Below are 20,470 nucleotides of genomic sequence, written 5' to 3'. Positions count from 1 at the left end.
TTCCATCATTATGACAAAATTAAAATACTTTTATTTCATTATTTTTATTTAGCTAAGTTAGGTAATTGCCACTGACTTTGCTTTTGTTGATATTGCGCTTTGGTTAAGCTGACTAATAGCGGCTTTTTACGCTCATCTAACCACGCAAGTAACGCATCCATATTGCTTTCTGTCATTGCTGTGCAACCTGCTGTAGGCTTACTTGGCGCCCGCCATAAATGCATAAAGATACAACTGCCCGCGCCATTGATATTGCTTGGGTTATGCTTAACAACAATGCCTTTTTTATAAAGGTTATCTTGGCTGTAAATATCACGACGCATCCATTCTGAAGAGTCTTTTACGGCATCTTCACCTACTTGTGCTTTATCAACCAATTGGTTGTAAAACGGTGAGCCTTTCACATCGATACAATAATCATTTGCTGTCATTGCTTGATAACTAAGGTTCGTTTGTAATGAATCTAAATAGCCAAAAGCAGTACCAAGCTCAAAAATACCTGCCGGCGCTTTACCATCACCTTCTTGTTTTTGCTGACCCGGCTGTGCAGGATGCAGCCCCACTCCCCACGCAAGGCCAGTACGACCCAGTACCACCGCGTGTTGCTGGCCTTGTTGTTGCCAACTACCAGCGGTTTTTTCAAAGCGATACAAGGTAGCATCAATGGCATCACTGTCATTGGCTACCACCACCACGAGCTGTTGATGACTGTTATCAATAACAGGTTTAGGTAACTCTTTACTGGCACAAGCCGATAAACTCATAACTGCAATAAGACTGACTAGTTTTTTCATGCTGGCCATACTCCGTTTGTAATTAGTTCAAGCCCCGTTATTGATTCAATACCTAGACCTGGGGCTTCCGATAAGCGTATTTGTGGGCCGCTAAATTCAACGCCCCCTTGCACAGGGTCATATTGACCAAGGGCTGGACCATCTAAATCGATTTTACTGATTTGCTGCGCTTTGGCAGAGGCTAAATGTGCAGCACCTGCAACGGCAATACTGCCCTCTAGCATACAACCTATCATACACTCTGCTTGGTATTGCGCTGTGATATTAGCAATCTCTATTGCTCGGCTTAAACCGCCCGTTTTCATTAATTTAATATTGATGATATCAACTGCGCCAAGCTCTAAAAGTTGGATCACTTGCTTCGGTGAAAAGGCGCTTTCATCGGCCATAATCGGGGTGTTCACTCGCTCAGTAATATATTTTAGACCTTGAATATCACTGCTTTTTACTGGCTGCTCAACCAACTCTAATACCACGCCGGCTTGCTCAAGTTGCTGCAGTGCAAACACAGTTTGTTTGGCATTCCAACCTTGGTTTACATCTAAACGCAGCTGAGCCTTATCGGCAAAGCCGGCATGAATTGCTTTTACACGTTCAATATCTTGATTAAGGTTATTGCCGATTTTTATTTTTAATACATCAAAGCCTTGCTCAATCGCTCGCTGACAGTCACTGAGCATTTTATCTATGTTATCGACACTAATGGTGATATCGGTTTTTAGCGCTGATTTACCACCACCAAGTAGCTTATATAAAGGCGCTTGATAGAGCTTGCCCCACAAGTCGTAAACCGCCAACTCTAAAGCCGCTTTTGCACTACTGTTACCAACCACCGTTGATTGAATAATGTGGGTAAGCTGATTAATGTTTTCGATTTCTTGCCCCACTAATTTAGGAGCAATAAACTGCTGAATGACCGCTATCATTCCTTGATGGGTATCGCCTGTAATAACCGGAGTTGAGGCCGCAGAGCCATAGCCAATTTGACCACATTCAGTGTCGATTAAAACCACTAAATCCTCGATAAAACTCACTTCTCTCAGTGCGGTTTTAAATGGGGTAACTAATGGCACTTTGAGCTTTGCAAAGCGAACAGCTTTAATTTTCATACTGGCCTCTAACGAATACGCTTAATGTTATAAACACGATCTAAGTAGCTGGTTTCTTGCGATAATCTAAGTGGCAATAATGGCGTGACCGACACCCCATTCAAGGCACTACTATAAAAGCTACCATCACCTTTGTTATAACCTAAGCCTTTAACGTCATGAATAACATAAGGCTCACCGTGATGCTCTCCTAAGTACATCATTACATGACCCGGAATATAAATTAGATCGCCAATCGCCATGTTCTTAACCGTCGGCAACTTATCATCTGCCGCAGTATTTTTATCAAAACGACTATTTTGCCCGTATTCACTACTGCCTTGCTGGCCTGAATTACGCGGCATTAGTAGGCCAAAGCTCTTATAAATTTCACCAACAAACCCAGTGCAGTCGCGACCATTGTAATCATGGCCCCAACCATAACGCTCGCCTAAAAACTTAAAGCCTTGTTTAATCAGATTCTGTTCGTTGTAGTCTAGGTAGCCTAAGTTTACATCGGCAGTTTTACTGATCATCGCCGGTTTAATTACAAGTTTGCCTTGCTCATCGCGGGTTGGTAACTGTACAACATGGCTAGCATAGCTGTTTTGGCCGTTGAGCAAATACGGTACTTGCTCACTATCAACCAATGGTAAGCGTACTCCCATATCGAGCTGCACTTCTGAGAGGGTTTCATCGCTTGGCACATAAGCAGTATTGACCTTTGCCCCGGTTACCACCAAAAAGTTAGCTTGTTCGCGATAAGCTTTTATTTTATCTGCATCAGCAAAGGCAAGATCTTCGGCAGGCGTCCACGCAAGATAGTTGTAAGCACGTACTAACAACCATTTTTTATCTGCGCTTTGATGCAATACAGCAACCGCTTCGCCCGGGAACATTCCGCTTTCTTGAAAGCGATCTAAGTCTTGATCAAGGCCGCTATTTAATACCCGATCCCAGGTTGGAAAAGTGCGTAATGCCGTGCGCTTAACGACCACAGCAAAGCGTACCTCATTGATATCTGCGACTTTGTTGAGGTTTAAGTTAGCCCGATATTTAGCAAAATCTTTCGCTGTGAGTTGTCGGCCATCGGTAAAAAAGCGCGAGCTTTTTGGAATTGAACTTGCTGAATGAATGGCGCTTGTTAGCTCGTCTTTACTGAGCGATTTTTGAAATGACAGAGGATCAACAATGTATTTATTATCTTTAATTAATTTCTCGTTGAAGGCTGCAATTTGCGCCTCTGTCATGATCACTTTTGCCGATGCACCTTGTGCTAGCCAGTAGCTGGGCGAAAGCTGTGACTGCGTGACCCCGATAACATCTGATTGCCAACCCTCAGCATGCATAGGTGCACTAAAAGCAACACCTAAAGTAATTGATAAAGCGATAATTGAACGACGCATAGCTGTACCTTATTGAACGCGTGAATCTAATAATTTTGTAAAAGCATGCTGCAACTTTTGCTGCATTTGCTTACCGACTGTTGGCAAATTGGCTTCGTCGGCCCCCGAAGTTGACTGCTGTACACTAAACGTAAACTCTCGGCCACCTTGGTAATTGCCTAAACACACATGTGCCAACATTACGGTTTCTGTGGTGGAGCGCGTTTCACTTGGCCCCCAACCAATTTTTTGCCAAACACGCCACTGCCCATTCGTTGCGTCATCGAGCACTTCCTTTGCTGAGCGACTATCATTTGGTGCAATAACATTTGCCAATGCATTTGTAACGATATGACTGATACCTACCATCATGCCGCCTACAGGAGCATGTTCATCTGTATGACCTGTGCCGTTAAGTAGCACATCAACATCACTTGCTTGTAAATGAGGCATTTGCGTACTTGGTTCACGCTGATGACTAACCAGACGTTTTAACCATTCCGCTTGAGCAAGTGTGGTCATTGCTTTGTTGCCCGTTAAACCACAACCCTCACAACGATACCCCAAATAGCCAGGATCATCACTGCTTGCTTTGTACCGGCTTATCTTTGCATCAAGCTCATTATTAGCAGGGTTATGCCAGTATTCGTCTGATGGCATAAACTGCTCTGAGCCATATGCGCCGTTAAATAACAAACGCTGATCCTGTAGTTTTAGCCAGCCATCATTAAAAAGCCCACGTAAATACTCGCGCCCTGCTACATTGACAAAATAACTGGCTATCGCATTTGAATTACCATCGGCTTTGCCAAATGCTTCGTAACTATTGATACTGCTGATCAAATCAGCGAGTGCCGTATCACCAGCAAAAGAAGCTGCACCAAGCTCTGGGTGAGTTTGCCTTACTTTTGACAGCGCACCGCTAAACGCTTGAACCTTCGATGAGCTCCAAGGTTCATACAGCTCATTATGGCTGCCGTCACTTAAATACCGGTAAGCTAATTGCCCTGCTTGAACTTGATAATCGATTAGGAGTAGCTTGCCCGGTTGCTCTGGGGCTAAAAAATACTGCCAGTCGGCTGCCACTCTGTTTTGCCAACCCGCCTGCTGGTAATTAACCTCAGCCGCTGATTTATAGCCTTGCAGCTTAGTTTCACTCTCAAGCGATAAACAGCCAGTATTGGTTAAATCGTTTGGCAAAATAGCAGGCGCTAACATTACCTGCTCGAAGTATTGTTGGTCGGTTATCGGGGCTTTTTCAGTGCTTGTTTGACAACCAGCCAAGAGTATCAGGGTGCAACTTATAGCCAGCCTGTTTTGATATGCACCTTTCACATACATAAAATAAAATTCCCACTTGTTATTATTTTTGGAATATTTTATTAAATCTAACACAAATTGACCATGAAGCAAATTAACTCAATTTTTTAAACGTTTCTTGCATCCAATATTAGCAATTACTCGTTTGTTGATTAGCACCTTTCAAATAAGGATCTTTCAAATGAATAAGCTATGTATCAGTGTTGTAACCTTCTGCTGCTCTTTTAACGCGTTTGCTAATATAGAAAAAATAACGGTTTATGGTCACCGTACTGGATTAATTGGTGAGTCTATAAGCGCCTCTAGCGGTATTATTGGTCAGGGTGAAATAGAAAATAGACCCATGCTTCGATCTACTGAATTGCTTGAGTTAATTCCCGGCATGGCTGTCACCCAACACAGCGGCTCTGGAAAAGCGAATCAATATTTTATTCGTGGCTTTAATCTTGATCATGGAACAGACTTTGCCACGAACATTGATGGTATGCCTATCAATATGCGCAGTCATGGTCATGGGCAAGGCTATACTGACTTAAACTTTATAATTCCAGAAACAATTGCCACTGTTAGTTATCAAAAAGGCAGTTATGATGTGCGCCAAGGCGACTTTTCAACGGCTGGCAGTGCTTATTTTCACTTATCTGACAACCCTAAACATGATCAGCTCAGTATCACTGTAGGGGAAGATAACTTCTATAGAGGTGTTGCATTAGGGAGTACCTCAATTGGTAGTGGCAAACTGGTAGGCGCGACAGAGTGGCAAGTTTATGATGGGCCTTGGCAGGATATTAATGAAGACGTTAATAAAAAAAACGCATTGCTACGTTATAGTCGTGATTCAGAACAAGGTAACTTATCAATTACGGCAATGGCTTATGACAACAGTTGGAATTCAGCAGATCAGATCCCGCAAAGGGCTATTGAGCAAGGTATCATTTCAGAGCTTGGCTCACTCGATAAAACACTTGGCGGAGAGTCAAGTCGGTATAGCTTATCGACAAATTGGCAAGGACAAAACTTATCAGTAAGTGCATACCTCATCGACTACGAGCTAAATTTATACTCTAACTTCTCATATTTCCTTAATGATCCAATTAATGGCGATCAGTTTAACCAACGAGATAATCGCACTATCTCAGGTGGAACACTAAGCTATCAATTTACAGCTAATGTAGGTGATATTCCCGTTAATCATACCGTTGGAACAGAGCTTCGGCATGATAATGTGAATAAAGTTGGCCTATACAATACACAAGCCCGAAAGTACCTTTCAACAGTACGACAAGACAGTGTCGAGGAAACAAGCTATACAGCATACTGGCAAACACAACTTCATTTAAGCCAACAGTTAGAGGCAACCCTTGGTGTTAGATATGATTATTTAGATGCTCACGTTGATAGCGACAACAGTTTAAATTCTGGAGATGCAGATGATGATTTACTCGGCTTTAAGGCGAGTCTAACTTACTTATTTACTGATAACCTTGCTGGTTATGCAAACTGGGGGCAGTCTTTTCATTCAAATGATGCTCGTGGCGCAACCATTGCTCAAGACCCAGTAACATTTGAGGCAACAAACACCGTAGACTTACTCGTTAAGAGTAACGGTGCAGAGTTAGGGTTGCGCTACTTCGATGAGCAACAATTTAACTTTTCTGCAGCCCTTTGGTGGCTAGAACTCGACTCAGAATTGTTGTTTGTTGGTGATGCAGGTAACACTGAGGCCAGTGATGCATCACAGCGCTATGGTATAGAACTAAGTGCCTACTACTGGCTTAGTGGCACATTAAGCTTAGATGCAGAAGCGTCATTTACGTATTCTCGTTTAGACATTAGCAATAACAACAACCGTATTGAGGGAGCTGTACCAGTGGTTGCAAGTACCGGGATTAGCTGGCAGTTTGCACAACAGTGGCAAAGCTCATTACGTTTACGCCATATAGGTAAACGTATGTTGAGTGATGATGGCAGCAAACGTTCAGAGCCTTTAACTGTGGTAAATGGTTTAGTGAGTTATCAGCAAACTCATTGGAAAGCAGCACTTGAATTGCTTAACTTGTTTGATAGTAATGACCATGACATTGATTACTACTACTCATCAAGACTAGCGGGCGAACCAACAGAAGGGGTAGAAGATAATCACTTTCACCCCATTGAGCCACGCACAGTTCGATTAAGCATGAGTTTTTTATTTTAAAGAATGATCCTATTCTGTAGGTCGCCATTTATGGCGACAGCATCTAGATGCGCGCGAAACAAGTTTCACGCCTACGGGGTGCATTTTTTGTATTTTGAGTTGGGGATTTAATTTGTGGTGTGGAAGCGTGATGTTCACAACTGAAGTCGCTCCTACAACCACACCTACGCGAATTGCAGGCACAAAAAAACCGACTTTCGTCGGTTTATGTCACTTTAACTCTACATGAGAGAAAGTGGCGGACGCGGGACGTATTTTGAAACAGTGAACCTCCGGCTGCGTGGTTCAAAGTCGCCTAAAGAATAATAAGGTGCAATAAAACGGTATGTTTATTCACGACTGAAGTCGCTCCTACAACCACACCTACGCGAATTGCAGGCACAAAAAAACCGACTTTCGTCGGTTTATTTCACTTTAACTCTACATGAGAGAAAGTGGCGGACGCGGGAGGATTCGAACCTCCGACCGCCTGGTTCGTAGCCAGGTACTCTATCCAGCTGAGCTACGCGTCCGCAGTTGCATTTTATAATCTTGCAATGATTTATCTTTATACTCGATGTGAGCTTTCAAATATGGCGGACGCGGGAGGATTCGAACCTCCGACCGCCTGGTTCGTAGCCAGGTACTCTATCCAGCTGAGCTACGCGTCCACACGCACATTTGAATATTGCTAATTTATTCTCCTAGCAGAGTCAAAGTAAAAAGTGGCGGACGCGGGAGGATTCGAACCTCCGACCGCCTGGTTCGTAGCCAGGTACTCTATCCAGCTGAGCTACGCGTCCACACATATTACTTTCAAGACATGCCATTTTAAAAAAATGGTGGAGAAGGAGGGATTCGAACCCTCGATAGAGCTACAAACCCTATACTCCCTTAGCAGGGGAGCGCCTTCGGCCACTCGGCCACCTCTCCGTCTTGTGGGGCGTATAATAAAGACTTCAGGAAATATGTCAAACACTTTTCAAGGAAAATCGTACAGATGGTTATAGATTATCCACAACGCACAAAAACAACTCGTTTTTGTTTAACCTTTAGTCGTTTTTTCTTTATCACTCAACGGCTCAAGACCCGTCAGTGGGATTAGTTCATCTGTTAATTCGGCTAGGTATTGGTCTTGATAACCCAATTGTTGGAATTCGGCGATGCAGGCACGATAAAAAGCTTCACGTTGATGCTCGCTTGGCGTTGTCTCTACTGAAGACTGCGAAGGCTTTTTTGTCATTATTATTAAGTCCGTTTAAACGTTGAAGAGAATGGCGTAATGATGTCATATCTTGTCTAAAAATAATACTATCGGACTTAGAATTAGTAGAAAAACTTTACAACTTAGTAACTTCGTTTGAAGAATAATTCAGCATTTTCTTTTAGATCAGCTAATTACAATTAAATATAAAAATTGAGAGCAATAAAAATCAGAAAATTCTGATAACAAAAACGCCGCTAAAAAGCGGCGTTTTCAGAACATTTAGCTGATTAGTCAGCTTGAGGACGCATGTGTGGGAATAGGATCACGTCTTTAATTGTTGGTGAGTCAGTAAATAACATCACTAGACGATCGATACCAATACCCTCACCCGCTGTTGGTGGTAAGCCGTACTCTAACGCACGAATGTAATCTTCATCGTAGTGCATTGCTTCATCATCACCTGCGTCTTTCTCTTCAACTTGACGAGCAAAACGCTCAGCTTGATCTTGTGCATCGTTAAGCTCAGAGAAACCATTTGCTAATTCACGGCCACCTACGAAGAATTCAAAACGGTCAGTCACAAATGGGTTTTCATCGTTACGGCGCGCAAGTGGAGACACTTCCCACGGGTAAGCGGTAATGAAAGTTGGTTGAATTAACTTATGCTCAGCAGTCTCTTCGAAGATTTCACACAAGAACTTACCTGGGCCCCATACGCAGTTTTCTGGGATCTTAACGTGTACTTGCTTTGCGTACGCTTTAAGTTCTTCAAAATGGTTTTCAGGGTCATTAAATACCGCAGCATCAAAGTCTGGGTTGTACTTAAGGATAGCCTCGCTCATTGTTAAACGAGCAAAAGGTTGTCCAAAGTCGTACTCTACTGAATCAACAACTTCACCATTTTCATCTTTCGTTGTGTTTACCACAATTGGTGAACCAAGTACGTCTGTCGCAACAGTACGTAACATGTCTTCAGTAATGTTCATCAGGTCAATGTAATCCGCATATGCTTGGTAGAATTCGATCATTGTGAATTCTGGGTTATGACGCGTTGATAAACCTTCGTTACGGAAGTTACGGTTGATTTCGAATACACGCTCAAAGCCACCTACAACTAAACGTTTTAAGTAAAGTTCAGGGGCAATACGTAAGTACATGTCGATATCAAGTGCATTGTGGTGTGTTACGAATGGACGTGCAGACGCACCACCCGGGATCACTTGTAGCATCGGTGTTTCAACTTCCATGAAGTCACGATCAGCTAAGAAACGACGGATACCTTCAACAACTTTTGAGCGAATACGGAAAGTTTCACGTGTCGCATCATTCGTAATTAAATCAACATAACGTTGACGGTATTTAGTTTCTTGGTCAGATAAACCATGGAATTTTTCTGGTAACGGACGTAATGACTTTGTCAGTAACTCGTACTCTGTCATTTCTACGTAAAGGTCACCTTTACCTGATTTATTTAGTGCGCCTTTAACACCGATGATGTCACCGATATCAAGTTGACCGTATTTTGCTTTTAATTCTTTTTGTACGTCTTTTGATGCGTACGCTTGAATTTGGCCTTTCATGTCTTGTAACGCAAGGAAAGGACCACGTTTTGCAAGAATACGACCTGCAACTGATACAACATGTTGCTCAGCAACTAATTCTTCTTTCGATTTATCACCAAACTCAGCTTGCAAATCAGCCGTGTAATGTTCACGACGGAATTGGTTTGGATGACCGTTGGCTGGGCAATTTTCGCGGATTGCGTCTAATTTGCCACGACGCTCAGCGATTAACTTATTTTCGTCTTGGATTTGATCAGTCATTTTTTAGCTCTTTTTTAGCTTGGTGGTTATAGGCCAGATTTAAGGCTGGCTTCAATAAATTTATCTAAGTCGCCGTCAAGAACCGCTTGTGTATTACGGTTTTCAACGCCAGTACGTAAGTCTTTAATGCGCGAGTCATCAAGTACGTATGAACGAATTTGACTACCCCAGCCAATATCAGATTTAGCATCTTCTTGGCTTTGTTTCTCAGCATTTTGCTTTTGAATTTCAAGTTCAAACAATTTCGCTTTTAACTGCTTCATTGCTTGGTCTTTATTCTTGTGCTGTGAACGCTCATTTTGGCACTGTACAACAGTGTTAGTTGGTATGTGAGTAATACGAACCGCTGACTCTGTTGTATTTACGTGCTGACCCCCAGCGCCTGATGCGCGGTAAACGTCAATACGTAAGTCTGCCGGATTAATATCAATTTCGATATTATCGTCGATTTCTGGGTAAACGAATGCCGATGCAAACGAGGTATGGCGACGACCACTTGAGTCGAACGGGCTCTTTCGCACTAAACGGTGAACACCTGTTTCTGTACGTAACCAACCGTATGCATATTCGCCAACAAAGCGCACTGTTGCGCCCTTGATACCAGCCACATCACCATCAGTTGCTTCAACCAGTTCAACTTTAAACCCTTTTGCTTCACCCCAACGTAAATACATACGCAGTAGCATGTTGCACCAGTCTTGGGCTTCAGTGCCGCCAGAGCCTGATTGTAAATCAAGGTAAGCATCGTTTTGGTCATGATCGCCTGAGAACATACGACGGAACTCTAGCTTTTCAAGCTGTGCGTTTAAATCGCCTAATTCAGCTTCAGCTTCAGCGAAGGTTTCTTCATCTTCTGCTTCAACAGCAAGCTCGACTAAACCTTCAACATCTTCGGTACCAGACACTAGATTATCAATGGTCTCAACGATAGCTTCGAGTGCCGACTTTTCACGGCCAAGTGCTTGAGCTCGCTCTGGCTCATTCCACACTGCTGAATCTTCAAGTTCTGCGTTAACTTCTTCTAACCGCTCTTTCTTAAGAGGGTAGTCAAAGGTACCCCCGAAGCAGTTCAGTACGTTCGCGAATTTCCTTGATTTGATTAATCACAGGATTCACTTCAAACATGTACATTACTCCAAAATGGCTGATTTACCGCGCACCGTTATCGACAATAAATACGGTAAATTATCTACAAATATTAAAAACGCCCGATTTTAACAAAAAACCGAGCGTTTTATTAGCCTTTTATGTCGATTATAACGATATTTTTATGTCGCTTTTTGTAGCTCTCGAATAATCAACTGTAACGAGAATTTACCACGGAATTCATTTATATCGAGTTGATAAGCAGCTTTCACATAACGCACTTCGGTATCTGGCCATGCACGCACATCAACACCAAATGCAATACCGTCAACTAATCGTCCAGACTGATGTTTTAAAACTAGTTTTAAGTGTTTTTCACCGACAATGCGCTGCTGTATTACTTCGAATACATGTTCAAACACTGGCTCTGGAAATTGCTGACCCCAGGGGCCGGCATTTTTTAGCTGGTTTGCAAACTCCATCGAAAAGCACTCATTAGGTAATTCACCATCGGTAAGTAAAATACTTTGCTTATGCTCTTCAGTGAGTGTGTCTGTCACCATTTGCTCAAACACGGTTTTAAATTCAGTAAAACACTGCTCATTGATACTCAGCCCCGCTGCCATGGCATGGCCGCCAAATTTACTGATCAAATGCGGGTAGAGTGTATTTACTCGCTCGAGTAAATCACGCATATGCAGCCCTTCAATAGAGCGGCAAGAGCCTTTTATTTCGCCGTTATCACCCGCTGCAAAAATAATCGTCGGGCGGTGATACTTTTCTTTTAAGCGGCCAGCCAAAATACCAATCACGCCTTGGTGCCAATCAGCTTGGTATAAACAAATGGCATCAGGCACTGACTCGGTTTTAAATGCTAAACGATCAAGCACCGCTTGTGCTTCAGTTTGCATACCCTGCTCTATTTCACGGCGCTCATGATTGAGGCTGTCGAGCTCACTGGCAATACGGCGAGCTTGGTTTATATCGCTTGATAACAAACAGGCTATACCTAAACTCATATCATCTAAACGCCCTGCTGCATTTAAGCGTGGTGCCAATGAAAAACCAAAGTCACTGGCGCTTAAACGGGCCGCATTGCGATTTGCCACTTCAATGAGAGCACTAATACCAGGGCGTGTTTTACCACTGCGAATACGTGCTAAACCTTGATGAACTAAGGTTCGGTTATTGGCATCAAGCGCGACCACATCGGCAACGGTACCAAGGGCTACAATATCAAGTAACTCAGCCAAATTTGGCATTGGATTTTGCTGAAAATACCCTTGTTCACGTAAGTGGCTACGTAAAGCAATCAGCAGATAAAAAGCCACCCCAACGCCTGCTATCGATTTCGATGGAAACTGACAGTCATGGCGATTCGGATTCACGATAGCATCTGCATTTGGTAGGGCTTCACCTTGTAAATGATGATCAGTTACCAGCACCTTAATACCTGCTTGCTTTACAATGGCAATGCCATCGATACATGAAATACCGTTATCAACGGTGATCACAAGCTCGGGTTGCATGGTTACTATTTGCTCAGCAAGTGCGGGGCTTAGGCCATAACCTAGGCTGAATCTGTCTGGTACCAAGTAATCAAGGTTCTTTAAGCCGAACATAGCAAGGCCTTGCATTAAGGTTGCTGTGCTGGTTGCACCGTCGGCATCAAAGTCACCGACGATTAACACGCGACTTTGATCAGCTAGCGCTTGTTGCAATAGCACAACAGCTTTGTCGATATCTTTAAACAGCTTAAAGTCATGTAATGTTGCAGCGCTATTATCGAGTTCAGTGGCACTTTGCACCTGTCGAGTCGCATATATTTGCTTAATTACAGGATGTAAATGGTGTGGTAAATGCGAATCATCAACATGAGGACGAGCTTGAATTATTTTTTCCATGTCGGAAATGGTACTTCTTTGCTTAAGACAAATAAAAAAGGCCTACGACAAATAGGCCTTTTCGTTAAAAAATCAGTTATGAAGATGTTTTTGGTAAAGCATCAAGCGCTTGGCTAATTTGCGCAGCTGATTGATAACCTGGGATCATGGTACCATCTTCTAAAATAATTGCCGGTGTGCCCGACATTCCAAAGCTTTGACCTAGCTGGTAGTGCTCTGCAATTGGTGCGTTACAACCAGGCACGGCAGCGACTTCTGCACCCGCTTTTGCTTCTGTTAATGCTTCAGCAGGGTCTTTAGCACACCATACATTCATTAAATCTTGGTAACCTTTACCACGTAAACCACCACGTGGGAAAGCAAGGTATTTAACCGTGATACCCGCGTCTAAGAAGTCATCAAGTTCACGGTGTAATTTACGACAATAACCACAGGTGATATCGGTAAATACTGTGATCGAATGCTTTTCGTCTTTCGCTTTGTAAACGATCATAGAGTCTTCGTACTCAGCAACACCTTCTTTACGAACGTCACTTAGAGCATGCTCTGTTAAATTAACTCGATTATTAAGGTCAATCAGTGTTCCTTGCATTAGAAATTGACCGTCAGGGCTTGCGTACAACACGCCTTTGTCAGTAATTAGTTCTTTAAGACCTGCCACTGGGCTTGGGTTGATTTGCTTAACGGTTACGCCTAATTCAGCAAACTTAGCAATGATAGGGGCATCAGCAGCGTCTGTTGTTGATACGCCATTGGCAAACACATTTAAGCTTGTGCCTAGTAGTGCTGTGGCTAAAACTAACTTTTTCATAAATATCCTATATCCTGATCATTTTTTATATAGACCGGTACATCTTTAAAAATCTTGCACTAAGCACGTGGATGATGTTGCTCGTGTACCGACTTCAATCTTTCATTCGCTACATGGGTATAAATTTGTGTTGTTGATAAGTCACTGTGACCTAACATCATTTGCACGACTCTAAGGTCCGCCCCATGATTAAGCAAATGCGTTGCAAACGCGTGTCTGAGCGTATGCGGTGATAACGGCGATTCAACTGATGCCAAAATAGCATAGTGTTTGATGCGATGCCAAAAAGTTTGTCGTGTCATGCCAATCCCGCGCTTAGATGGGAACACAAAGTCAGTGGCATGTTTAATCATTTGCGAACGGCCCACTTTTAAAAACTGCTCAAGCCAGTACATTGCTTCTTCACCTAGGGGAACTAAGCGCTCCTTATTACCCTTACCTTTTACAAAAACCACCGCTTGACGCAAATTAATTTGCTCCATTCTAAGTCCCACCAGCTCAGTGACACGAAGCCCTGTGGCATATAATAGCTCCAGCATGGCTTTATCACGAAGCCCCATTGCATCTTCTATGTCTGGGGCTGCAAGCAGAGCTTCTACTTCTGCTTCTGACAGTGTTTTTGGTAATGACTGCCCTGCTTTTGGCTGAGCAATACTGACCATCGGCGAATCAGCAATGGCTTTTTCGCGTACAAAATACTGATAAAAACGCTTAAGTGCACTGATGCTTCGCGCTGTACTGCGCGACTTCAGTCCTAAATCAACACGGTATGCTAAATACGCTTCAATATCATCTGAGCGAACGGCTAGCAGGTCTTTATCTTTTAAAAATTGGCAAAACTTTTCAAGGTCACTGCGATAAGCGGCTAATGTGTTTTCGCTGACTCCCTGCTCAAGATACAGCGTATCTAAAAATAACTCTAAATGTTCGGCGTTATTTGCTGTTATTACCCCTTTTTGGGCTTGTGAATTATTATCAGCCACGCGTACTCTCATCCTTATCAAGGTATCAATTGATTATACCTTACGGTAAACTTACGCCTATCATATCAGGCAAATACACAGTGATAAATACGATGCAGATTGGTTTATTTTATGGTTCTACAACCTGCTACACAGAAATAGCGGCAGAGAAAATTCGCGATATTATTGGTCACGACATCGTGAGCCTTCACAATATCAAAGATGAGCCATTAAAAAATGCAGAGCAATTTGATTTCGTGATCTTCGGCATTTCAACTTGGGATTTTGGTGAGTTGCAAGAAGATTGGGAATCAATCTGGGATGACATTAAAGATGTTAACCTAAACGGCAAAACCGTGGCTCTGTTTGGTATGGGCGATCAACAAGGTTATGGTCAGTGGTTCCAAGATGCACTTGGCATGTTACACGATGAAGTTTGTGATCAAAGCATTACCTTGCTAGGAAAATGGCCTAACGATGCAAGTTATGAATTTGAGGCTTCAAAAGCACTCACTGAAGATGGCAAACAATTTGTTGGCTTAGCCCTTGATGAAGACAGCCAATATGAGCTCAGCGATGAACGTATCGCAAGCTGGGTTGAACAAGTCATGACTGAGTACAGTGAAAGCTTGTAAGCCATGAATAAAAAGCCAAGCATTGCTTGGCTTTTTTAATGGTTATTCAACGCGTTGCCAATATTGATTTCGATAGAAAAATGCAATATAGCCGCGTACTTCAAGCACCTTACCTTGTTCTTCTGGCGTCAGTTTAAGGGTATAGGTTTTACCATTGTTCGGGTCAAGAATTTCACCCTCTTGCCAGCTACCATCACCGGCATCTTTAGAACCTTCTATAATTTGTAACCCTAAAATTGGCTGATTTTTCTTATCGCCTTTGCACTCTTCGCAGATTGCGTCTTGCTTGGCTGGGTTAAGGATTTTTTCAACACTACCAACCAATACACCATCTTGCTCACTGATACGTACTAAAGATTTCGCTTCATTCGTTTCTTCGTCAATAGTTTTCCAAAGACCCACTGGCGTCAATGCGGCAAAGCTCAACTGAGAAAATAATAAGGTAGATAAAACAATTGATAAACGGAACATAAAAAACTCGTATAAAACTTAAGACTTTGGCACTATATCAGGGCTTAAGCAAACACACCATTTAGCTTAGCTCTGAAATCGACACAACATTGCGAGGGAACACAATGAGTCAGTTCACATTAATTACCGGTGATATTGTCAGTTACGACAGTAATCAGGTTGCTACAATTAACGCCACGGGCGAAATAAAAATAAATCGCTTTGCTGAGCCATTATTTATTCCTGACAGCGCCAAAGCCGCCATTGAGCTGGGTCGGCTTGATGATAACTTATTTAATTTAAAAAAATTATTACGCTCAGGCTATGCCGATCCCTGCCCTACGACCCGCGTGCTAATTGAAACCACACATCCTTTACCTGACATCGAAGGTCTGCTGATCAAGCGCCGCTTTAGCATTATTGATTTTTGCAGCGCCGAAATAGAAAAGTCGCACAGTAAAGCTGTATTAGATACCCTATTAAAGCTTGAATATGTTCAGCAAATTCAGCTTGATGAAGTCATGCAATTACAACCACCGGTACAATTTAGCAAACAATAAAGGTACAATGACTTTTTGTTTAGCCTAAACAGCTCCTTCATTTGTAAAAGGAATAACAATGAAAAGTGCGCTACCAATAATAGCTGCCGCAAGCATTTTGCTCGCAGGGTGTGATGAATTAGAAGTTGAAGAAACTCATAACTTTGGCGACGAAATGTATGAGAACAATTACACGCTCGTAAATACCACTGATTTAGAAGTGGATTATTACATGGCGAACACTGATTTATTTGGTGATGCTCAAGAGTTTAAAGACTCTAAATACTATGTTGATACGCTTGCATCGCAATCACCTCCCGTTGATGTAACACATGCTCACAATGAACGCAGTCGTATTTCCTTTTATGTAGTCGATCACAGCGACACAAGTAACTCAGCCACACAGATGTATCAGGTAGCTCAAGATCAACCTTATCATTTTATTGCTTGGCAAAATGCTGAAAAGCTCCGTTTAACACTCGTCAAAAAAGCCAATGATAATAAAGATGACTTTTTTGCGATTCGTATTCTCGCAACTGAAAACCTTCGCTTAAAAGTCGAAAAACAACTCGTTAATTTATATCAGAATCAATTAAGTTACTGGTACCACATTGATGACTGCGCTGATGACTTGAAAATATCAAGAATTAACGATGAGGATAAGCGAGTCTATGAACCCGTCTCAATCTGCGACGCATCATATGGGCAGTCATATACCTTGCTCTTAAGTGAAGATGGCCTTGAAGCGAGCATTGCTGAATAACCATTACATCTTTAGGTAAAAAGCTTTACATAGCTCCTTATAATCTTGGCTGTAGCTGCCATCAGCTGCATGTATGGTTAACGACGTTGTTTCGCATTCACCGTTGTTTTGGCTGAATAGCATCAGGCTTCTGCTCGCTTGCTTTTTGTCGGTGGTGCGAACCAAGCAATGGCGGTTTAAGTACCAGCCAGCTTGCTCGGCAACAGCAATGAATTGTTGTGCCTCTACGCAAGGCAAGATCACATTCAAGCGCGTTTTGCCATGACTGAGCCTAGTACATGTCGCTATTAATTCGTTGAAGCTAAGGCCGTCAGTATGGCGGGCAGTGTTTCGAGCATGGTTTTCACCTTTTAGGCTCGCATTAAAATACGGCGGGTTGGTGATGATTGTATCAAAAGGCTCTGCTGCACTAAATGACTGCACAGCTCCTTCGAAAAGGTTTATATCAGGCCAAGGGCTAGCCGCAAAGTTGTCTCGAGCATCATTACAGGCATCAGAATCAATTTCAATGGCACTTACTTTTGCATCAGGCATTCTTTGTTTTGCCATTAACGCCAACAACCCTGTGCCTGTACCAATGTCTAAAATGTGCTTAGCACCACTCACATCAGCCCACGCCCCTAACAAAATACCATCGGTCGATACTTTCATCGCTGCGCGCGTTTGCGTTACCGTAAATTGTTTAAACACAAAGCCTGACATTTTTTCACCTTTTCATTCACCACAGCCGCGTTAACGCGTATAATTAGGCTCAATTGTCCTCTATTTATGTCACTCTATGCAATTTTCTGAATTTGATATCGATAACAAGCTGTTAAATGCCATTAATAAAATGGGTTTTGATACGCCAACCAGTATTCAACAACAAGCGATCCCTGAAGCACTTCAAGGTCGTGATATTTTGGCATCTGCCCCTACTGGTACGGGTAAAACAGCCGCGTTTTTGATCCCTGCAATTCAATACTTGCTTGATTTCCCGCGTCGCGATCCTGGCTTTGCACGCGTATTGATCATGACACCAACCCGTGAGCTTGCTTACCAAATTCATGAGCAATGTGAATTACTCGCAGCACAAACTCATCTTAAAATTGGGGTTGTGACAGGTGGTATAAACTACGGGACACACAGAGAAATTTTCGAAAGCAATAACGATATTCTCATTGCCACACCAGGGCGTTTAATGGAGTACCTCGAAACAGAGAACTTCCATGCTGAAAACGTTGAAATGCTTATTCTTGATGAAGCTGACCGCATGCTAGACATGGGTTTTCGTAAAGAAATGCTACGCATTTGTGATGAAGCACGTAACCGCCGTCAATGTTTCTTATTCTCAGCCACCCTTGAAGGTGACAGCGTTGAGTTATTTGCAGAGCGAATCTTAAACGATCCGGCACTGCTTGAAGCCGAATCTTCACGTAAAGAAAAAGGCAAAATCCATCAATGGGTTCACCTTGCGGATGACTACGACCACAAGCTAAAAATGTTGGTTGAAACGTTAAATGGTGACGACATTCATAAAGCAATTGTGTTTGTTAAAACTCGTGAACGCCTTGAGACACTGGTTGGCGAGCTAAATAACGAAGGTCTTCGTGTTGCTTGGTTACGCGGTGAAATGCCACAAGATAAGCGCATGAAAGCGATGGAAAACTTTCACTCTGGCCGCAACAATATCCTAGTTGCAACAGATGTTGCTGCTCGTGGTATTGATGTTGCTGATATCAGCCATGTTATTAACTTTGATATGCCACGCACCGCAGACGTATATGTACACCGTATAGGACGTACTGGCCGTGCTGGTAAAAAAGGCATTGCGATATCATTTATTGAAGCTCATGATGTGGCAATTGTTGGTAAAGTTGAGCGCTACATTGAGCAAAAGCTTAAACGCCGCGTAATTAAAGGGCTTGAGCCACAGCACAAAGAAGCGAAGATCCCATCTAAGAAGAAAAAAGATCCAGTAAAAATGAAGGCAAAGAAAAAAGCCAAAGCTAAAACGAAGAAGAAAAAGTAGTTTTAACTTTAACATCATAAAAGTAAAAATGCCGAGCTTGCCTCGGCATTTTTGTACCCTACCCTTTTTACTTATTTAGTGTGTAATTAGTTCACACTTTCTTACCCATACAGACCGGCAAAAATAGAAAGTCAATTAAATTCAAAAACTTAAAAAATGGAATAATAATTGTAACTGGTTCAGCAATAGTTCACAGCAGACTAGAACAACGAGGGAATTGTATGAGCCGCTTCAAATTAACCATAGTAATTACTTTATTAAGCTGTATTTTTTTACTTGCTTGCGCAACGAATGTGAGTGCCAATACTAGCGTGCTAACAACCAGCACATCGGCACAACCTCGCCTACAACAAATGGCCCTGAAAAAGTTAACAAATAATCCGAATTTTAAGATTAAGCATCTTCAGGTGATTATCGATGGCAATACTGTTGAATTAAAAGGAATTGCAGAAACAGGATTTCAACGTGCTTTAGCGCAGAAATTTTTGGAGCACAGTCATGGTGTAACCCAGATCAGAAATAACCTTAAAGTGAACGCATTAAACAACCCGACACTTTAAGGTTAATAATTTAACAGAGGTTTATTTACCGCTTGCTTGTAAATTAATGTAGCTAGCTAATTCTTCTGGCTGCCCCATTAACGCCATAATCTGTTGGTTTATCTCCATCATGGTTTTTCCTTCAGGTAAGCTTGCTGACACAGTTAATTCAGACAATCCACTTACGAAGTTTGTGATAGCAGCTGCTAGCTCTTCACTTACTGGCGCCTGTTGTAACTGCATGGCAACTGTCTGTTGGAACTGCTCGTGGCTCATACCTTGTGCTTCTAAAAAACTGTCAACAACTGCTTTAAGCTCACCTTCGTCGGCGATCGACATATTAATGCTACGTGGCTCAAGTTGAGTCATTGCAGCCATCATTTTTGATTGCTGTTGCAGTTGTTGCTCTAAAGTCAGCTCTGCACCTTGCGCTTCATTTTGCATTTTACTTATTGCCATTGATGCTTCCATTAATGGCGTTGAGTTGGCAAGGCCTAAGTTAAAACGCACATCAGCAACTTGGTTTGCAATAACGTTTAAAGCAAAATCACTGCTACCAGTGTCTTTATCATAATCTAGCGATGAATTTACGTCATAGCTTGCAGATGCTAACTTATTGTTCGCATTTTCAGGAAGTTGCGCTAAAAAGTCATCACTAAAACGAAAGCTCTTCATTACAAATCCAGTGTGAGGCGGCACTGCATCGACTTCATATCCTGTCACTTCAATATTGTCGATTGTGGCAATCATCTCATCACCAGTATAGCTTTGTACCTTAATCCCTGAAAGCTGCATGCTGCTAGCAAATACATTTGCTGAAATATCATTGTAAGTAATATCTACACCACTTTGCGCTGATAATGCACTTATTTGCTGATCAACGACCTTTTTTACTTCCTGTGTAGCTGCGTAGTTTGCGTAAAACGCACCGCCAACAGCCGCAGCAACAACCGCTGCTATAATTAACTTTTTCATTT

General features: G+C 42.4%; 19 protein-coding genes and 4 tRNA genes. 6 read left to right on the top strand and 17 right to left on the bottom strand.

The window, feature by feature from the left end; translation table 11 throughout:
• Positions 1-44 precede the first annotated feature (44 nt).
• From L1266_RS06335 to L1266_RS06320, 4 genes are read right to left on the bottom strand one after another with little or no spacing between them, the layout of a single operon-like run.
• Positions 45-794 (bottom strand): L,D-transpeptidase family protein, encoded by a 750-nt coding sequence (locus tag L1266_RS06335; RefSeq protein WP_082389162.1) that lies wholly within the window; start codon positions 792-794, stop codon positions 45-47.
• Complete coding sequence (locus L1266_RS06330) at positions 791-1,903, bottom strand: dipeptide epimerase (RefSeq protein WP_235377106.1); 1,113 nt, start codon at positions 1,901-1,903, stop codon at positions 791-793. Before L1266_RS06330 ends, L1266_RS06335 begins: the two co-directional genes overlap by 4 nt.
• A gap of 8 nt (positions 1,904-1,911) precedes the next feature.
• Entirely contained in the window at positions 1,912-3,288 is a 1,377-nt protein-coding gene (locus L1266_RS06325) for an SH3 domain-containing protein (RefSeq protein WP_235377105.1), read from the bottom strand.
• 9 nt (positions 3,289-3,297) lie between these two features.
• Positions 3,298-4,608, bottom strand: coding sequence for a hypothetical protein (locus L1266_RS06320; RefSeq protein WP_235377104.1), 1,311 nt, complete (start codon positions 4,606-4,608; stop codon positions 3,298-3,300).
• A gap of 160 nt (positions 4,609-4,768) precedes the next feature.
• Here L1266_RS06320 and L1266_RS06315 point away from each other — a divergent pair, with 160 nt between their 5' ends.
• Complete coding sequence (locus tag L1266_RS06315) at positions 4,769-6,784, top strand: TonB-dependent receptor (protein WP_235377103.1); 2,016 nt, start codon at positions 4,769-4,771, stop codon at positions 6,782-6,784.
• A 435-nt stretch (positions 6,785-7,219) separates the two neighbouring features.
• Here the strand turns inward: L1266_RS06315 and L1266_RS06310 are convergent.
• From L1266_RS06310 to xerD, 10 genes are all read right to left on the bottom strand, one after another.
• Positions 7,220-7,296, bottom strand: a tRNA-Arg gene (locus L1266_RS06310).
• Between the two features lie 61 nt (positions 7,297-7,357).
• Positions 7,358-7,434 (bottom strand) — tRNA-Arg (locus L1266_RS06305).
• A 55-nt stretch (positions 7,435-7,489) separates the two neighbouring features.
• A tRNA-Arg gene (locus tag L1266_RS06300) sits at positions 7,490-7,566 on the bottom strand.
• 37 nt (positions 7,567-7,603) lie between these two features.
• Positions 7,604-7,696 (bottom strand) — tRNA-Ser (locus L1266_RS06295).
• A 112-nt stretch (positions 7,697-7,808) separates the two neighbouring features.
• Positions 7,809-8,006 (bottom strand): hypothetical protein, encoded by a 198-nt coding sequence (locus L1266_RS06290; protein ID WP_054551252.1) that lies wholly within the window; start codon positions 8,004-8,006, stop codon positions 7,809-7,811.
• A 251-nt stretch (positions 8,007-8,257) separates the two neighbouring features.
• Positions 8,258-9,793, bottom strand: a complete 1,536-nt coding sequence (gene lysS, locus L1266_RS06285; protein WP_054551251.1) for a lysine--tRNA ligase — start codon at positions 9,791-9,793, stop codon at positions 8,258-8,260.
• 26 nt (positions 9,794-9,819) lie between these two features.
• Positions 9,820-10,918 (bottom strand): peptide chain release factor 2 gene (prfB, locus tag L1266_RS06280; protein ID WP_105181232.1). Its coding sequence is split into 2 segments (ribosomal slippage): positions 9,820-10,842 and positions 10,844-10,918, totalling 1,098 coding nucleotides; the frame shifts between segments, so codons are not numbered across the junction.
• Positions 10,919-11,061: 143 nt separating this feature from the next.
• Complete coding sequence (gene recJ / locus L1266_RS06275) at positions 11,062-12,783, bottom strand: single-stranded-DNA-specific exonuclease RecJ (RefSeq protein ID WP_054551250.1); 1,722 nt, start codon at positions 12,781-12,783, stop codon at positions 11,062-11,064.
• A 76-nt stretch (positions 12,784-12,859) separates the two neighbouring features.
• The gene (dsbC, locus tag L1266_RS06270) at positions 12,860-13,594 is read right to left on the bottom strand and encodes a bifunctional protein-disulfide isomerase/oxidoreductase DsbC (protein WP_138599639.1); all 735 of its coding nucleotides are present in this window, start codon (positions 13,592-13,594) and stop codon (positions 12,860-12,862) included.
• A 59-nt stretch (positions 13,595-13,653) separates the two neighbouring features.
• Positions 13,654-14,541: a site-specific tyrosine recombinase XerD gene (xerD, locus tag L1266_RS06265; protein WP_442960594.1), complete on the bottom strand. Its 888-nt coding sequence runs from the start codon at positions 14,539-14,541 to the stop codon at positions 13,654-13,656.
• 128 nt (positions 14,542-14,669) lie between these two features.
• On the opposite strand from xerD, the gene fldB reads away from it, so the two are divergent.
• A complete protein-coding gene (fldB, locus tag L1266_RS06260; protein ID WP_235377102.1) occupies positions 14,670-15,191 on the top strand; it encodes a flavodoxin FldB in 522 nt (173 codons plus the stop codon).
• Between the two features lie 42 nt (positions 15,192-15,233).
• On the opposite strand, the gene L1266_RS06255 is transcribed toward fldB, so the two are convergent.
• A complete protein-coding gene (locus L1266_RS06255) occupies positions 15,234-15,662 on the bottom strand; it encodes a DUF2147 domain-containing protein (protein WP_235377101.1) in 429 nt (142 codons plus the stop codon).
• Between the two features lie 104 nt (positions 15,663-15,766).
• Between L1266_RS06255 and L1266_RS06250 the strand changes: the two genes are divergently transcribed.
• Positions 15,767-16,201 (top strand): hypothetical protein, encoded by a 435-nt coding sequence (locus tag L1266_RS06250; protein ID WP_199530125.1) that lies wholly within the window; start codon positions 15,767-15,769, stop codon positions 16,199-16,201.
• A gap of 58 nt (positions 16,202-16,259) precedes the next feature.
• Positions 16,260-16,943, top strand: coding sequence for a hypothetical protein (locus L1266_RS06245; RefSeq protein ID WP_054551244.1), 684 nt, complete (start codon positions 16,260-16,262; stop codon positions 16,941-16,943).
• Positions 16,944-16,946: 3 nt separating this feature from the next.
• On the opposite strand, the gene L1266_RS06240 is transcribed toward L1266_RS06245, so the two are convergent.
• The gene (locus L1266_RS06240; protein WP_235377100.1) at positions 16,947-17,645 is read right to left on the bottom strand and encodes a tRNA1(Val) (adenine(37)-N6)-methyltransferase; all 699 of its coding nucleotides are present in this window, start codon (positions 17,643-17,645) and stop codon (positions 16,947-16,949) included.
• Between the two features lie 76 nt (positions 17,646-17,721).
• Between L1266_RS06240 and srmB the strand changes: the two genes are divergently transcribed.
• Both srmB and L1266_RS06230 read left to right on the top strand, forming a co-directional pair.
• Complete coding sequence (srmB, locus tag L1266_RS06235) at positions 17,722-18,954, top strand: ATP-dependent RNA helicase SrmB (RefSeq protein ID WP_055198154.1); 1,233 nt, start codon at positions 17,722-17,724, stop codon at positions 18,952-18,954.
• 221 nt (positions 18,955-19,175) lie between these two features.
• A complete protein-coding gene (locus L1266_RS06230; protein WP_054551241.1) occupies positions 19,176-19,514 on the top strand; it encodes a BON domain-containing protein in 339 nt (112 codons plus the stop codon).
• 21 nt (positions 19,515-19,535) lie between these two features.
• Here the strand turns inward: L1266_RS06230 and L1266_RS06225 are convergent, their stop codons facing one another.
• Entirely contained in the window at positions 19,536-20,468 is a 933-nt protein-coding gene (locus tag L1266_RS06225) for a hypothetical protein (RefSeq protein WP_138619821.1), read from the bottom strand.
• Between the last annotated feature and the right edge of the window lie 2 nt (positions 20,469-20,470).

The organism is Pseudoalteromonas sp. Cn5-37, assembly GCF_021532495.1.
Lineage (GTDB): Bacteria > Pseudomonadota > Gammaproteobacteria > Enterobacterales > Alteromonadaceae > Pseudoalteromonas > Pseudoalteromonas simplex.
The sequence above is the reverse complement of the archived record's forward strand: the minus strand, read 5'-3'. Positions and strand labels throughout refer to the sequence as shown.